The 15,974-nt window shown below is 37.3% G+C and carries 20 protein-coding genes; 7 read left to right on the top strand and 13 right to left on the bottom strand.

Annotation, left to right across the window (positions count from 1 at the left end):
- Positions 1-4 precede the first annotated feature (4 nt).
- Both F7731_RS13650 and F7731_RS13655 read left to right on the top strand, forming a co-directional pair.
- A complete protein-coding gene (locus tag F7731_RS13650) occupies positions 5-844 on the top strand; it encodes a family 1 encapsulin nanocompartment shell protein (protein ID WP_151535343.1) in 840 nt (279 codons plus the stop codon).
- A gap of 12 nt (positions 845-856) precedes the next feature.
- Positions 857-1,228: a 2Fe-2S iron-sulfur cluster-binding protein gene (locus F7731_RS13655; RefSeq protein ID WP_151535344.1), complete on the top strand. Its 372-nt coding sequence runs from the start codon at positions 857-859 to the stop codon at positions 1,226-1,228.
- A gap of 28 nt (positions 1,229-1,256) precedes the next feature.
- Here F7731_RS13655 and F7731_RS13660 read toward each other — a convergent pair whose 3' ends face one another.
- From F7731_RS13660 to F7731_RS13700, 9 genes are all read right to left on the bottom strand, one after another.
- Complete coding sequence (locus tag F7731_RS13660) at positions 1,257-1,730, bottom strand: hypothetical protein (RefSeq protein ID WP_151535345.1); 474 nt, start codon at positions 1,728-1,730, stop codon at positions 1,257-1,259.
- A gap of 195 nt (positions 1,731-1,925) precedes the next feature.
- Positions 1,926-2,702: a sulfite exporter TauE/SafE family protein gene (locus F7731_RS13665; RefSeq protein WP_151535346.1), complete on the bottom strand. Its 777-nt coding sequence runs from the start codon at positions 2,700-2,702 to the stop codon at positions 1,926-1,928.
- Positions 2,703-2,757: 55 nt separating this feature from the next.
- The gene (locus tag F7731_RS13670; RefSeq protein ID WP_151535347.1) at positions 2,758-2,988 is read right to left on the bottom strand and encodes a sulfurtransferase TusA family protein; all 231 of its coding nucleotides are present in this window, start codon (positions 2,986-2,988) and stop codon (positions 2,758-2,760) included.
- 29 nt (positions 2,989-3,017) lie between these two features.
- Positions 3,018-4,145, bottom strand: coding sequence for an MBL fold metallo-hydrolase (locus F7731_RS13675; protein WP_151535348.1), 1,128 nt, complete (start codon positions 4,143-4,145; stop codon positions 3,018-3,020).
- A gap of 167 nt (positions 4,146-4,312) precedes the next feature.
- Complete coding sequence (locus F7731_RS13680; protein WP_151535349.1) at positions 4,313-4,888, bottom strand: sulfurtransferase TusA family protein; 576 nt, start codon at positions 4,886-4,888, stop codon at positions 4,313-4,315.
- A gap of 57 nt (positions 4,889-4,945) precedes the next feature.
- Complete coding sequence (locus F7731_RS13685) at positions 4,946-5,425, bottom strand: DsrE/DsrF/DrsH-like family protein (protein ID WP_151535350.1); 480 nt, start codon at positions 5,423-5,425, stop codon at positions 4,946-4,948.
- Between the two features lie 92 nt (positions 5,426-5,517).
- On the bottom strand, positions 5,518-5,781 hold the full coding sequence (locus F7731_RS13690) for a metal-sensitive transcriptional regulator (RefSeq protein ID WP_151535351.1): 264 nt from the start codon (positions 5,779-5,781) through the stop codon (positions 5,518-5,520).
- A gap of 14 nt (positions 5,782-5,795) precedes the next feature.
- Positions 5,796-6,137: a rhodanese-like domain-containing protein gene (locus F7731_RS13695; RefSeq protein ID WP_151535352.1), complete on the bottom strand. Its 342-nt coding sequence runs from the start codon at positions 6,135-6,137 to the stop codon at positions 5,796-5,798.
- 229 nt (positions 6,138-6,366) lie between these two features.
- Entirely contained in the window at positions 6,367-7,413 is a 1,047-nt protein-coding gene (locus F7731_RS13700; RefSeq protein WP_151535353.1) for a YeiH family protein, read from the bottom strand.
- A gap of 133 nt (positions 7,414-7,546) precedes the next feature.
- On the opposite strand from F7731_RS13700, the gene F7731_RS13705 reads away from it, so the two are divergent.
- Positions 7,547-8,440, top strand: coding sequence for a LysR family transcriptional regulator (locus F7731_RS13705; protein ID WP_151535354.1), 894 nt, complete (start codon positions 7,547-7,549; stop codon positions 8,438-8,440).
- Positions 8,441-8,529: 89 nt separating this feature from the next.
- Here the strand turns inward: F7731_RS13705 and rpmG are convergent, their stop codons facing one another.
- Positions 8,530-8,679 (bottom strand): 50S ribosomal protein L33, encoded by a 150-nt coding sequence (rpmG, locus tag F7731_RS13710; protein ID WP_150930639.1) that lies wholly within the window; start codon positions 8,677-8,679, stop codon positions 8,530-8,532.
- Positions 8,680-8,797: 118 nt separating this feature from the next.
- Entirely contained in the window at positions 8,798-9,985 is a 1,188-nt protein-coding gene (locus F7731_RS13715; protein WP_151535355.1) for a GTP-binding protein, read from the bottom strand.
- Positions 9,986-10,429: 444 nt separating this feature from the next.
- Between F7731_RS13715 and F7731_RS13720 the strand changes: the two genes are divergently transcribed.
- From F7731_RS13720 to F7731_RS13735, 4 genes are all read left to right on the top strand, one after another.
- The gene (locus tag F7731_RS13720) at positions 10,430-11,425 is read left to right on the top strand and encodes a permease (RefSeq protein WP_151535356.1); all 996 of its coding nucleotides are present in this window, start codon (positions 10,430-10,432) and stop codon (positions 11,423-11,425) included.
- Positions 11,426-11,643: 218 nt separating this feature from the next.
- Entirely contained in the window at positions 11,644-12,627 is a 984-nt protein-coding gene (locus F7731_RS13725; RefSeq protein ID WP_151535357.1) for a TIGR03943 family putative permease subunit, read from the top strand.
- A 155-nt stretch (positions 12,628-12,782) separates the two neighbouring features.
- Positions 12,783-13,409 carry a TVP38/TMEM64 family protein gene (locus F7731_RS13730; protein WP_151535358.1) on the top strand — a complete coding sequence of 209 codons (627 nt, stop codon included), beginning with the start codon at positions 12,783-12,785 and terminating at the stop codon, positions 13,407-13,409.
- 104 nt (positions 13,410-13,513) lie between these two features.
- The gene (locus F7731_RS13735; protein WP_151535470.1) at positions 13,514-14,347 is read left to right on the top strand and encodes a metallophosphoesterase; all 834 of its coding nucleotides are present in this window, start codon (positions 13,514-13,516) and stop codon (positions 14,345-14,347) included.
- 153 nt (positions 14,348-14,500) lie between these two features.
- Here the strand turns inward: F7731_RS13735 and F7731_RS13740 are convergent, their stop codons facing one another.
- Positions 14,501-15,058 carry a YkoP family protein gene (locus F7731_RS13740; RefSeq protein WP_151535359.1) on the bottom strand — a complete coding sequence of 186 codons (558 nt, stop codon included), beginning with the start codon at positions 15,056-15,058 and terminating at the stop codon, positions 14,501-14,503.
- Positions 15,059-15,215: 157 nt separating this feature from the next.
- Positions 15,216-15,926 (bottom strand): DUF421 domain-containing protein, encoded by a 711-nt coding sequence (locus F7731_RS13745; protein ID WP_151535360.1) that lies wholly within the window; start codon positions 15,924-15,926, stop codon positions 15,216-15,218.
- Positions 15,927-15,974 lie beyond the last annotated feature (48 nt).

The raw sequence follows: 15,974 nt of genomic DNA on the forward strand, positions 1-15,974 counted from the left end.
GAAAATGAGTTTTTCACCAGATTTGCCTTTTTCTGATTCAGAGTATAATCATTTGCAGCAAATCGTGATTGATGCTGCGCGGAGACAATTAGTCGGACGGCGTTTTATCGAGTTATATGGGCCGCTTGGCCGAGGTGTGCAAAGTATTTTCAATGATATATATGTTGAGAGCCACGAAGCGAGGATCGATTTTCAAGGCTCTTTTGATACGATTATCGAATCGAGCAAACGTGTCAATTATACAATCCCGATGTTATACAAAGATTTTGTCCTCTATTGGCGTGATATTGAACAAGCAAAGGTATTAGACATTCCAATCGATTTCTCCGGTGCCGCCAATGCTTCCCGAGATGTCGCTATTTTAGAGGATCAGATGATTTTTCACGGTTCGAAGGAATTTGATATTCCCGGGCTCATGAATGTAAAAGGAAGGCTCACCCATTTAATTAGAAATTGGTATGAGTCAGGAAGCGCCTTTCAGGATATTGTCGATGCCAGAAATAAATTGCTAGATATGAACCATACTGGACCATACGCGCTTGTCTTATCACCAGAGCTGTATTCCCTTTTGCACCGTGTACATAAGGATACAAATGTATTAGAAATCGAGCATGTCCGCGAGCTTGTTACAGACGGTGTTTTTCAATCTCCCGTCTTAAAAGGAAAAACAGGCGTACTCGTAAACACTGGAAGAAATAATTTGGATTTAGCTGTTTCCGAGGATTTTGAAATCGCCTATCTTGGAGATGAAGGCATGAATCATCCGTTTCGCGTATATGAAACAGTTGTATTAAGGATTAAACATCCATCGGCCATTTGTACTCTTGATAATCCGGAAAAATAAGGAGTAAGTTTCTTGAATAGAAGGATATTGACAGTTGGCTCTCTTATTCCAGGGATGCCATTAGAAACGCCCACAGTTGTTAGTCGTGAAACAGAGGTAAAGAAAAAATCCACTACTAAGTTATCGCCAACGATTATGATTTTACAAAACGGACAGCGTTTTGATGTAGTACCTTCTCGCGGAAAACTTCTATTGGATGCAGCTCTTGAGCAAGGACAAGATCTCGATTATAAGTGCCGCAAAGGAACTTGTGGTCGATGTAAAGTGAAAATTGTTTCAGGATCTTCTTATTTGCTTCCGCCAAATGAAATGGAGCAGCAGAAATTAAAGGATGCTCTTAATGAAGGATATCGGCTTTCATGTCAGTCAGTATTTGAAATATAGAAAAAACGAGGTGCTGAGCCTCGTTTTTTTAAGCAAATTTCCGATTGAAATGAATTAAATTATCATCTACTTGGAAAGGTAAAGTAACTTTTTTCTTTTCAAGCTCCTTCACACTTATATCCCTCACAAGCACTAATGCTTCCTTTTGGAAGGTTGGTGTGACAAAGCCTTCATTTAGTTCACATAATCTTTGTAAGTATTGTAATGTATCAGAAAGCATGAGCTGCTTTACAATTTCATTATTTAATTGACAGATTAATTTATATTCCAAGCCCTTCATAATGGCAATTTGGTCAACATGTATACAAATATTCATACCTTCTTCATCAATAAAACAGAGGGAAACATACTGCCCTTTCGACTTGTCGATATTCGTAAATACTGGATGATGAAAGATTTCCCCTGAAGTTAACTTCAGCATCGCAGCTTCTGCAGCCCCACCAATCTTGCGCTTATTGGTAATAACCGTTTCAATATCCTTCAAGCCGTGCAGCATACTCATGTTGTTCCTCCCAAGAGTGAATTTCGATCCCGTATAACTTACTCTCATTTTAGGGAAAATGATAATCATTGTCAATAAGACTGAAAGAATATGATTATATGTAAAAAATACCGGAAAATTAAGCCCGGTATTTTAGTCAGTCAGTATGATCTAAATGCTTCTTGTTCTTGAAATCACCACCTAAATTTATCCATACTAAAATATATCTATCCAAATTTTTGCTGCGGTTGCGATGATTAATCCCGCTAAAATTCCCTGCAATACTTTTGTTTTTACTTTTTTTCCCGCGATTGCACCTAAAGGTGATGCAATTAAACTAGCGATGACCATAATGAATGCTGTACCATAATCTACTTGTCCGGTTGTGATTTTTCCTATTGTTCCACCAATCGAAGAGATAAAGGTAATCGCCAATGAAGAAGCGATGGTCATTCGTGTAGGAATTTTTAATACAACTAGCATAATTGGCACTAATAAAAATGCACCGCCTGCACCAACAATTCCAGCTCCAAGGCCGACAATTAAAGCTAGTACAGCTGCTAGCCATTTGTTAAATTTCACTTGTGCTGGGGGGATTCCATCCATTCCTTTCTTGGGAATAAACATCATAACGGCTGCAAGTAATGCCAACACTCCATAAATCACATTAATTCCGCTTTCCGACATGAGCTTTGATCCAAATCCACCCACCAAACTTCCTATTAATATGCTTACCCCCATATAACCAATTAATATTTTATTTAAATAACCGCCTTTACGATATGCCCACACGCCACTGATTGTCGCGAAAAGAACTTGTACAGCACTAATCGCCGAAACTTCGTGAGCGGTAAATGCGGCAAGTCCGAATAAAGGAGGAATGTAAAGCAGCATCGGGTAATTAATTATTGCACCGCCTATTCCTAGCATGCCAGATATAAAGGACCCGATAAACCCAATAAGAAAGATGATGATCATAAATGCTAAACCCATGTTGACACTCCTTAGGAAAAAGGGAACCTTCTATTTGGCTCCCTTTCAACAAATTTTACTCTCCTTTTTTAATCCAGAACTTAAACACTCCGTTTTCTTCTTCTTGCTTCATTAATACATGGCCACCTGATTTAGACCAAGCCGTTATGTCATTGATAGAGCCTTTATCTGTTGTATGAACCTCAAGCACTTTCCCATATTCTAATTCATTCATTGCCTTTTTCGTTCTAACAATTGGCATTGGGCATGCTAACCCTTTCGCATCTAAAAATTTTGCTGTTCCCATATTTGTCATTCCTCCTGATTATTATTGAATTATCTAACAGCGCAGCGGTTTGGTCCGATTTCCATTTCGCGCTGTTCTTCTTCACTTGGGGCGATTTTCCCCATATTTGTTTTGCGAATTTCTTGATAAGCATTTGGCTGTGGTGGCAGGTTTTCAGTAACAAGCTTTCTAAATTCATTTTCATCTTCAATTTTAAGCCCGTGGTTTTTCGCGAATAATGTGGAGAGTTTTTCCGCGACACTGCCATCCTCATTTAATTCGTCAATGATCATAAAGTGTGCTGGCAGAACGATTAGTTCTTCAGACAATTCTTTATAGCGCTTGTACAAGCTTTCTCGTAAATCCCCAACCCAATCTTCTGCAAGTCCCGCTAAGTCAGGTCTTCCGATCGAATCAATGAATAAAATATCTCCTGAAAGTAAATATTTGTCATCGAGCACAAAGGATGTGGAGCCGATCGTGTGACCTGGTGAATAGAGAGCATGAACATTAATGGCTGAGTTTCCAATTGTCACGACACTTCCGTCTTCTAATGGCATGTATTTAAAAGTAACTTCAGTTGCATCTTTAGGAGGCAGCCAGTAAGTCGCATTTGATTTTTCAGCAATGATCCGCCCGCCGGAAATATGGTCAGCATGAAGGTGCGTATCAAATACATGGGTAATTTTTGCGTCCATACTTTTAGCAAAATCGAGAAAAATATCTGTCATCCGTGTCGCGTCAATGATCACAGCTTCACCGTTTGAAATAGCCATATAGGATAAGCATCCCTTACCGATGCGGACAAACTGATAGAGTTCTCCCCCATCCTTTAAATCCCCAATTTTTAAAGGTACTAAATATTCACTCCATGCCTTCATGCCACCTTTTAAATAAGAAACGGTCATACCTACTTCTGAAAGCATTTCGGTAACAAAAATGGATGAGCCCTCTTTGGCACAAACAACTAAAATATCTTTATCTGCCGGCAGTTTATCAAGAATAGCTTCTACTCCATCAAGTAAGTCAAAATAAGGGATGTTTAAGTATTCGAATTTCTCCCCTTCAATCTTCCAATCTTGAAAGTCATCTGTATTGCGAACATCTAGGATAAACAATTGTTCTTTATTAATAATTTTCTTTGTAACCTCTTTTGCAGTCATTATATTTACGGTCATACCAAAATTACCCCCTATGGTATAATTTGAGTTAAAAAAATTTGATAACCCTCATGGTGGGCGTTTCTTATTGCATTCGTGTAAAACGATTGCTATGAACGATTCATAACAAGCATTTACCTTGTGTTTTAGAAAATCGGTCATTATGACAGAATATGTCCTTAGTTTTATTTTTGAATACCTGTTGTTTTGCCAGACCATTCACTCATGCCTGGTACAACATTAAATACTTTTTTAAATCCCTTTTCAACTAATTTTTGTGCAGCAAAATCACTGCGGCTACCTGTGCGGCAAACGACATAAATTTCGTTATCCCGACCCAGCTCATCCATTCGATTGTCCAATTCATCTAATGGAATGGAGATTGCATCTGCAATATGATTGAATGCATATTCTGCTGATTCTCTTACATCTAGCACAACTAAATTGGCACTACTTTCAAGTTTTTGTTCAAACTCATCATTAGATACAACATTCGGATGTTTTCTTTCAATGACTTCTTCATCAGATGACTTTCTTAAATAATGCTTTAATACCTGACCATCCTCTAATGTCCCCAAATATTGATGACCTGAGCTTTTAGCCCATGCCTGAATATCTGCCTTTGATCCTTTATCAGTTGCTTGAACCTCTAATACCTGACCTGCTTCTAATGTATTCATTGCCTTTTTTGTTTTCACAATTGGCATTGGACAAGCAAGTCCCTTAGCATCTAATAATACGTCTGTTTTGATTTGATTCATGATAAAACCTCCAATTTTACCCCTACGGGTATTAATTTTCACAAAAAACTTGTTTTGTTAGATAAACAAATTCACATTCCCATCTTCAGCATCAGCAAGATATGCTGCAACGCCAGCATATTCAACATTGTCTAGCAATTCTTCTTCTTTTAAGCCAAGCAAATCCATCGTCATTGTACAGGCAACAAGCTTAACATCTAATTCTTGAGCCATTTCAATAAGCTGCGGCAGTGTCATTGCATTATGTTTCTTAATCACACCTTTAATCATTTTCGGTCCGAAACCGGCAAAATTCATTTTTGATAAGCCCATTTTGTCTGCCCCTCTAGGCATCATCTTCGCAAACAGTTTTTCGATAAAGCCTTTTTTAATCATTTTATCTTCATCTTTACGCAAAGCATTTAATCCCCAGAATGTATGGAATATTGTTACCTCATGATCATATGCCGCTGCCCCATTTGCGATAATATAGGCCGCCATCGCTTTATCATAATCTCCGCTGAATAGGATAATATTTGTCGTTTTTTTCTTAGTCAAAGTGATTCTCCCCTTTACCTTTCTCTATTACCATTACCCCTATGGGTATTTATATTATTAAAAATAAAAAAGAGTGTCAACCCTTTTCTATTTTATCTGCTTTTCACTAGTAAATTTACTGCTTCTTTCACTAATTCTTCTGTGTTCTTTTCTCCTTTTTCTTCAGCCTGTCTCACACATTCAACTAAATTTGAACTAACGATAACTCCAATTGTGCGATCAATAGCTGATCTGGCTGCAGAAAGCTGTGTAATAACGTCCCTACAATCTTTCTCCTCTTCCATCATCTTCAAAATTCCTCGTAGCTGTCCTTCGATACGTTTTATCCTATTTTTCATTTGATCATTATATTCCATAAGGATTCTCCTTTCTATTGGCATTTACAATCCGTTAATGTATATCCTATGATCTTGAAGCCTCTTTTTCTTAAAAAACGAATGCTCATATTTTTTTCTAGATAATCAGAGGCGATTATATGGATATTTTTATGAGATATATCTGAATAACGTCTTTTCATATAGGCAAAAGGAATATTGATTGCTCCTTGAATTGGATCATTATATGATTGATTATAATCTCTTACATCAACAATTACTATTGAATCTATAGGATGGCTAAGTGTCTTTGCACACTTAACATTTCCTGCCGGGAAATATCTTATATACATGGCAGCTAAAATGATGCAGAGTATCACGGTGAATAAAAAAATCATTACGAACCTTCCTTATTTAACTTTCAATACTAACAAGGTTCATTGTATACCCCACTAGGTATGATGTCAACAAAGTTAATAATCCTTATTTTCCCAACGGGAGTTCCTATCGTTTAACTAATTAATATAGAAAAAATCCCCTCTAAGTAGTAGTGTAGCATCCATAATAAAGAGCATGGACTTTTTACACTGTCTACTTAAAGGGAATAATATCAGAAACATAGAATTTTTAAGCAATAAAATAGGCAATAACAGAAAGTACAACAGAGGTAATCCCCATCGCGATCAGAGGCTTTAACGCTTTCGTCCGGAGATCACGCAGACTGACATTTAACCCTAATCCGACCATAGCGGCTGTTAAACACCATGTCGTTGCATTGGCTACTCCATTCATAAAACCTTCTGATACTGGAATTTTTGGACCGAGCACATAGCTGCCGATTACACTCATAATGATAAAACCAATTAAGAACCATGGGAATTCGATTTTCGCATTGTTTTCTCCGGAATTTTTGTTCCGCATCAAGTACATAAAGATGAAACAAAGCGGAACAAGTAAGAATACCCGGCCTAGTTTCGCCAATAAACCAATAGCTAGTGCATCCTGTCCCCCCGGTGCTGCTGCCAATGCCACATGAGCAATCTCATGTAAACTGATGCCTGACCAAATACCATATTGGATATCAGTCATCGGCAAAATTGGGCGTAAAATCGTATAGATAATGGCAAAAATAGTTCCGACTAAAGCGATAATGCCTACCCCAATTGCCGTTTCTTCATCCTTTGATTTAATAATCGGAGCAATGGCTGCAATAGCGGCGGCACCACATACTCCCGTCCCTACTCCAACTAGGAGTGAAATATTTTTATCCGCTTTAAGCAAACGGGCAAGCCACACTGTTAAAAGAATGGCAAAAACAATGACACCCGCATCTCGAATCAGTAAGCCTAGACCATCGCTTAACACAGTTCCAATATTTAACTTTAATCCATATAAAATGATGGCAAAGCGCAATAATTTTTTTGAAGAAAATGTTATACCTGCACGCAATATTTCCGGATAGCCTAAAATATTTCTGTACAAAACGGCAATTACGATGGCAGATGCCAGCTGCCCAACATGATTAAAACCAGGTGCTTTTGCTAATAGAAAGCCTAAACAAGCAATAAAAAATGTGAATGCGATTCCACCTGCCCATTTTCCGAAAGAAGATGATTTTTTCTCGGGATGGACTAGCTCATTCTTTTCTGAAAGTGCTCTTGCATGAGCTCCCATTTGATATCACCACCAAAATATTATGATTAAATTCAGCATAAACCTTTTAATACTATAAGAAAAATAATTATTTATAATAATGATGATAAGTAAATCGATATAATAGAATAAGACACTGAAGGGTGGGATATATATGGATCAGCAATTAGCTGTTTTCATCAAGGTCGCGGAAAAGCAGAATTTCTCTCGTGCGGCGGAAGAATTACATATGACGCAGCCAGCCGTCAGCCAATATATTCAAGCATTAGAACGATCAATGGGAACAACCTTATTGGAGCGTAGCAATAAATTCGTCCGCCTAAATAAGGCCGGTGAAATTGTATATCACCATGCAAAGGAAATAATTAGTCTTTATTCCAAAATGAATTATTTAATTGATGACCTAACTAACAAGCCAAGCGGGTCTCTTTCAATCGGAGCAAGTTATTCATTTGGTGAATACATTTTGCCGCATTTGATTGCGAAAATGCATGATAAATACCCTTTAATCACTCCTTCCATTACAATCGGGAATACGAAGGAAATTGCAACGCTCGTCTTTAGGCACCAATTAGATATTGGTATTGTTGAAGGAGAATATAAACATGGCCATTTAACGATTGAGCCCTTCGCCGTAGATACGATGAGTATTGTCGCTTCCCCTCATAATCGATTAGTACAAATGGAAGGCGGAATTTCTCTTTCGGATCTGGAAAATGAAACGTGGATTTGCCGGGAAAATGGTTCAGGTACAAGAGAAGCTGTAGAAAAACTGTTTAATCGTTATAATTTTTCCCCGAAAAAGATTTTAGAATTCGGAAGCACACAGCTTATTAAGGAATCGGTGGAAGCAGGACTTGGCATCAGCCTTTTATCCGATTGCGTGATTCGAAAGGAAAAGGCAAACGGCATACTTTCAGTTATTCAAATGAAAGACATTTCCGTCCAACGGGATTTCTCAACCGTTTTACGATCCCCCTTTCAAACAAAGGCTTTATCCGTGTTTTTGGAGTTATTGAAGGAAGACGGGGCAGGTACTTTATCATAATTAGTCGGCTTAATAGGAAGAGCTGATATGTTCCTATCATAATTTTAGAAATTTATCAGCTCTTGCATTTTAATTTTTTTTAAAATTAATTACTTCGTCTCCCGGTGCAGCGTATGTCTTTTTAATCGCGGGGAGTATTTCATAAGCTCGATGCGGTCTGGATTGTTTCTTTTATTTTTTGTCGTAATATAATTGCGATCTCCTGTTTCTGTACATGCTAATGTGATTTTTACTCTCATTTTTTTCATCTCCTAGTTTTGATGTGGCGGATATATTTGAAATTTGGCGGATATCCGCTCTGAAATAGCGGATATATCGAAAAACTGGCGGATATACTCCGAAACTCGCGGATATTCACTATTGTGCTGCTACAAATAGGGGAAGTGGGTCCTTCAAATCATTCCAGTCCATTTGCATCTCTTCATCTGTTAACAAACATATATCTAATGAAGCTTCAATTTCTTCTCTATTCATGTCCACCCCAATAAAGACGAGTTCAATCATTCGGTCTCCAAATTGTTCGTCCCATTTCTCCAGCAATTCTGGTTCATCCTTGAGAATCTGTTCTCTTTCCAATTCCGGATAAGCAGCAATCCATTCACCTGCACCTTGCAGAATGATTGATGGCCCTGCTTGTGACAATAATCCTGTCATATTATTTCGGGTGGCTAGCCAAAAGAAGCCTTTAGCTCGAACAATGTCTTCTGGCCAATCTTCAAGCCACTCCGTAAATCTCTCCGGATGAAAAGGCCTTTTTCTCCGATAGACAAACGAAGAAATGCCATACTCTTCTGTTTCAGGCGTATGCTCTTCATTTAATTCCTTTATCCAGCCTGCGCCTTGACTTGCCACTTCAAAGTCAAATAAATTAGTATTCAAGATTTCATTTAGTGCCACTTTGCCATGTGAGCTCTCAATGATTCTGGCATCTGGATTCAGCCTTTGAAGAACTGCTTTTAACTCCTGAACACTTTCTTGTTCAACTAAATCAATTTTGTTTAAAATGATGACATTGGCAAATTCTATTTGATCAATTAATAAATCAACAACTTCACGTGTATCGAATTCATCCATTGCCTGCTTTCGGTCTAGCAAGCTTTCACCTGATGCAAAATCATGCCAAAATCGATTGGCATCTACTACGGTTACCATTGTGTCAAGCTGGCAATAATCAGGTAAGTTTATGCCAAGACCTTCATCTACATATGTAAATGTTTGGGCAACAGGAATAGGCTCGGAAATTCCAGTAGATTCAATTAATATGTAATCGATATCCCCTGCTTGTACAAGCCTTTCAACTTCAATGATTAAATCTTCCCTTAATGTACAGCAAATACAGCCATTTTGAAGCTCGACTAATTTCTCATCTGTTCTAGTAAATCCGCCTTGCTTGATCATAGAAGCATCGATATTCACTTCACTCATATCATTTACAATGACGGCAATCTTTTTATTCTCACGATTCGACAATACGTGGTTTAGTAATGTTGTCTTTCCTGCACCTAAATATCCACTTAACACAGTAACTGGTATTTTTTCAACCATATTGTTCACTCCTTTTTCTATAAATCATAATCATTACGATTTAAATAATGTAGTTGTCCATAGACTTTATTACCTAAAGAAACTTTTGAAGAAGGGATACTTCACTTCTTCCCTACTGATTTTATTAAAAGGTATTTTCCCAAAGCGTAATCGTTACGTTTTAAATAATATTATAAAGTTTTCTTCAATGCAAGATTTAATAAAAAAATTTTTTCTGCCAATTTTTCATATATAATCTAACTATTAATTTTTTACATTCATTTTTTTGTTTATTTAATCATAGATTTATTTTAAAATATAAAGCGTAATTGTTACGATTTAATAACTTTGTATGTAAAAGGCAGTCAACCAATTTCACTGCGCTGATGATTACTTCGTACATCAAGACTTGGTCAAATAGGCTGCCGACAATTTATTATTTCTACAAAAAACAAGGAGATTTTTATGAATCGGATTATTCGCTCTCATATCATTGAAATTACAGGTATATTGATTATTGCCGTAGCCCTCTACCTTATTTCATTTAGCTCTGACTTAAAAGGCTCACTAAATGTCCCGCCTTCGATCTTAAATCTCAATACGATTTTTATTAGTATTTTAATAGAAGCATTGCCGTTTGTTTTAATTGGCGTTCTGATTGCGGGGGTTATTCAAATCTTCGTAACGGAAGAACATATTCGAAAATGTATTCCCAAAAATAAAGTCTTGGCCGTGATTATGAGCTGTGTCATTGGTGCCCTGTTTCCTGCTTGTGAGTGTGGCATTGTTCCGATTGTGCGAAGACTCGTTGGCAAAGGGGTGCCGATCTATGCAGCTATGGGCTTTATGTTGACTGGCCCTCTTATTAATCCCATTGTGATCGCTTCTACTTATATGGCCTTTGGTAATAATATGACGGTTGCAGGATTGCGCATGGGGCTAGGTTTTATCATTTCCATCATCATAGCTTTTGCTGTTAGCCTGTTCTTCAAAGGAACACAATTTAATTCATCAACCACCATTGAATACATACATAAACAGCCCAAAGAGGATTTTATTACGCGACTATGGTCCATGCTTACCCATTCAATTGATGAATTTTTTGATATGGCAAAATATTTAATAATGGGGGCGTTTTTGGCGGCAGTTGTCCAAACCTATATGCCTGCAAAAGCACTGCTAGAAGCTGGGAATGGTCCCGTTTCGTCGATAATCGTTATGATGGGACTCGCTTACGTGTTATCCCTTTGCTCAGAAGCGGATGCATTTATTGGCGCTTCTTTTAGCAGCATCTTTCCAACCCCATCTATTTTGGCCTTTTTGATTTTTGGACCCATGATTGATTTAAAAAACACACTAATGATGCTAAGTGTCTTCCGTTTTAAATTTGTCATGACCGTTCTAGCACTCATTACTGCCATTGTTTTTATTTCATTACTATTAGTATCAGGCTTTCTATAAAGTGAAACTTCATTCAGTGGGATGTCTTTCCCACTGAATGTTAGTTGAACTTATCACGCTCAAAGCGCCACGTCCTGTGGCTTTCGCCTGACTAGGACATCCTGTCCGTCATCGGGCCTTTACGGGCAGTTAATCTCCCTCCTAAACTTCTCCGATTCATCTAAAGTTTTTAGGCGGGAGTCTTACTGCCCGTTAATCTGCGATAAGGGGAGAATTCTATGAACTTTCGTTTCCAACAGGCTATTAGGGCCTTAATATTATTAAGCTTTCCCATCCTAATTTTTAAGCTTCATTTTACCGGGGAGATTTTGAAGTTTATTAATCCAAAATATGACGGCTTAAGTATTGCTGCGGCGATCCTATTTCTAGTATTATTTCTAATCCAGTTGACAAGAATTTGGATAACCAAAGAGCACCAGCATCATCACTGTCATCATGAAGATCACGAAAGATGTGATCATAATCACGATCATGGCGACACCCCTTTTAATTTAAAGAAACTATTCTCTTACATGGTCATTGTTTTTCCTTTAATAACAGGCTTCTTGCTGCCCGCAAAGGTCCTTGATGCCTCTATTGCGAATAAAAAAGGGGGCATGGCCATTATCACGAATCAGAAGCAAGCTTCTAAAGGAGGGACGAATAGTCAATCTAATCAGACAGATAATAAAAATGACGATAAACAAAGCGATGTTACGGATAATGAGTTTAGCGAAAAAGTTGAAGCTCCTACCCCGACTGAACATACGATTGATCCTAAATTAGCCGCACAAGAAGAAATGTCAGAAGAAGAATATGAGCAGCTAAAGAAAATGCTTGCCCAAAAGCCAAGCGTTATTATGGAACAGTCTGTTTTTGCGACCTATTATGAGGATATTCATATGGACATTCAGAAATATAAAGGCAAAACCATTCAATTAACTGGTTTTGCTTATAAAGAGGATGATTTCGAAAAGAACCAGCTTGTCATCGCCAGATTCTTTATTACCCATTGTGTGGCAGATGCAAGCATTGTCGGATTTCTTACAGAACTTCCTGAAGCGGCTTCCGTAGATACGGATACATGGATAGAATTACGAGGAGTCTTGGATATCACTACCTATAATGGAATGGAACTTCCCTTTATAAAAATTACAGAGTGGAAAAAGGTAGGCGAACCTGAGGAGCCATATATTTATCCGAAAAACATTAGAATCTTATAACGATCATTTCAGATTAGCTGATAGATCCTGTTTTACAATGACTTATCAGTTTTTTGTTGAAAATACCCAATTTCTGCACAATGAACATAGATTTGACAGGAATCACGATTCGGTAAGTGCAAAAAATAAAGAAAACATGAAAGAACGAGGCTTCTATGAAAAAGTGGTGGATTCTTTTTTTCTACATATTCATCTTCAGTGTCGTTTTCATGAATAAAGATTTGATTTTTGCATGGATTCATGAGAGTGATGCGAGTGACCTCCCATTTATGTTTCTTCTCTCTGTATTGCTAGCTGCAATTCCCTTTATTCCGTTCACCTTATTTGCTGGATTAATGGGAGCGAAATATGGGGTATTTTTAGGAACGGTCATTAATTGGTCTGGCGGGCTTGGTGCTGCTATGATTTATTTTCTAGTATCCAAAACATTCTTTCGAGACTATTTCAATCAGTATTTAATGAAAATTAAAGGGATGCAAAGATTTCAGATGATGCTCGAGAGAAATGCGTTTATTACCATTCTCCTTGCCAGACTGATTGCTATTTTTCCGCCGCCAGTTGTTAATATGTATTCAGGGGTCAGCCTGATTTCCTTTCGCACCTTTCTAATAGCAACAGCTATTGGACTAATTCCGCCTATGTTTATCGTTGCGTTTAGCGGAGAGCAAGTTTTCCTGTCTTTTTTCCATCTTTCAATCGGATTATGTATATATCTATTATTTCTGCTCACTATTTTTCTGTTTTATAAAATGTGGTTTAGACAAAGCTCAAGGGTAAGCTAGTCACTCCTCCCTATCGAGATACCAAAAAGCTTCCATCTATTGCTTGTAAAAATGGGGAAGCTTTTCATGTATACTCAGTGTTATGGAAGGAGTGATTTTATTTGATGATACTTTTTGCTGTAATCGCACTGATTCTATTTTATCTCCTAAAAAAAGCTAATAATAATACGAAAGATGTTGTTATTAATAAAGTTAAAATTAATGAACACGCAAATCACCCAAAGTTACACATCCTTCACCTCTCTGATTTGCATCTTGAAAATATATCTATTTCTCCAACCGATCTTTATGAAAAGCTAAAAGACGAACCGATTGATCTAATTGCTCTTACTGGTGATTTCCTTGACCGAAAACGTACGATTCCGAAGCTTATTCCATATTTAAAAGTATTAAATCAATTACAGGCAAAGCATGGCATGTATGCTGTTTTAGGAAATCATGATTATGTTCTGCGTGGTCAAAACTTGCAAGAATTGATAGATTTACTTAAACAAAACAACTGTAAGGTCCTGCAAAATGAACATGACGCTATTTGGGCTGATGGATATCCCGTGAATATTATTGGCATTGACGATTTCAGCACGAAAAAAAGCAATCTTGAGGCTTCTTACAATGGAATTAAACATGGAATAAATTTAGTTTTAACTCATGATCCGAATATCGTTCTTCATATGAAGAACTATCATTTTGATTATTTATTATCCGGTCATTTTCACGGGGGACAAATTTGCTATCCAAAAGCATATCACCTTATGAAGATGGGACAGCTTGCAAGAATGAATATTATTAAAGGGCTTCAAGAACAAGACGGAAAACCTTACTATATTAGTGAGGGGCTTGGCCAAACAGGTGTTAATATCCGGATTGGGAGCCGCCCGGAAATTACCTTGCATGAGCTGCCATTATGTGATAAGAACAAAGCTGTTGTAGCCATATAAAAAAGCTGTTAACAATTAACAGCTTTTTTTTTATTTGTAAATTAAATTGTCAGCTGATTCATTGAACAAGCCTTGATGTACGAAGTAGTGACCAGCGCAATGAAATGAAGCCGACGACATTTACATACCTGAAATTACAAAATCATGATTGTTTTATCCTTTATACATTTCCGATAGCTTATTTGTCGACATAAACAAATAATTTGGCTTGCGGCTGATGAGAATCTCCCAGGAAGTATGTTTTTCGGCTAGGAGCTCAATCGGTAAAAAGGCAAACCATTTAAACCATTTATAAATCGGATTGGATATGTCAACGACTTCAAAGCCAAGCCGTTCACAGCCTTTATTCAGCATCGTAATGCCGACAATCCCCTTTATCATATAGGCTTGACGGCATTCCCGTATATAATGCTCCACCTCGGGAAGAGATTTTTGGACATAATGATAAATAAATTTCGCTTTTTTTAAATCACTCTTAATGTCTTTTAGTTCTTTTAATAACTTGGCATTGTGGAGATGAATTTTGACTAATATGTCATTTTTATTAATTCGAGTACCGTCAGAAAGGATGACATTTCTTCCTTTATATTTTGTTACGCGAATCCGGAAAATATTGCTTTTTGCCCCTTCACACGGAAGCAGCGTTAGGCGTGAAAAAAAATAATAAATCGGATCAAGCCAATTCCAAATAGAAAGAACATACCCTCTCATACTTCCTGTCTCTCCTTTAAGCTTTTCCTATTTATAAATATTTTTCTTCGGAAGGTACAATATTATTTGTGGAAAATTTCGTTTAAAACCGAATTGAATCATCACTCATAAGAATTAAAACACATACTAGCATTTGGCTAAAATTCATCAAAGACCACTATTTTAGCCGATATAAAAAAACTTTTAATTGCTTATTTTTATCCAATGTCGCAAGCAATACTTGATTGATATCAGCATGGTAGGCTTTTTTAATGTTTGACTGCAGCCAGCTTTTTTCCACTCCGAGCTTTTTTAACTGATTCGAATCGATATTCCCTTCTCTTATGACCGTAATGGGAAAGCTAAATGCTTCCGGAACAATGTTCATATCACTGCGGGTAACGGGTTCGAGGTCCGGGCGGATGAAGAACGAAATCGTACCGTCCGGCTCCCATAAGGCAAGTGATACTTTTTTGAGATCTTCAATTTTTTCTTTGCGAGCAGCGGACAATAAATATTCTACTGAGATTCTCGATTTGGCTAAATTCTTTATCTTGATTTCTCCATTTTTCACTAAAGGCAATGGCTCGGGCAGGAACATTTTCCGAACGTTAAATGACTTCAATGTTAGAAAAACGCAGAGTAAATATAATATCGCGATAACAATCATCGTAGTCATTGAGCCTTTAAAGCCTAATCTTTCATCTGATAACGGATGAGCAATAATATTTCCAATCATTAATGCAAGAGCGAAATCAAACAAGCTTAGCTGTGCAAGGGAACGCCGCCCTAATAGCTTTAAAATAACTAGCATAAAAATATATGCAACAACAGCTCGTAATATCCATTCCACCGTTGTTAATGATTCGTGACTCTGAAAAAAATCCATTGGAACCTCCGGACTGCCATCAGTAGGTATAAAAGTTTTTATAAAGAT

Origin of the sequence: Cytobacillus depressus, assembly GCF_008923245.1 — a bacterium.
Taxonomy (GTDB): Bacteria; Bacillota; Bacilli; order Bacillales; family Cytobacillaceae; genus Cytobacillus; species Cytobacillus depressus.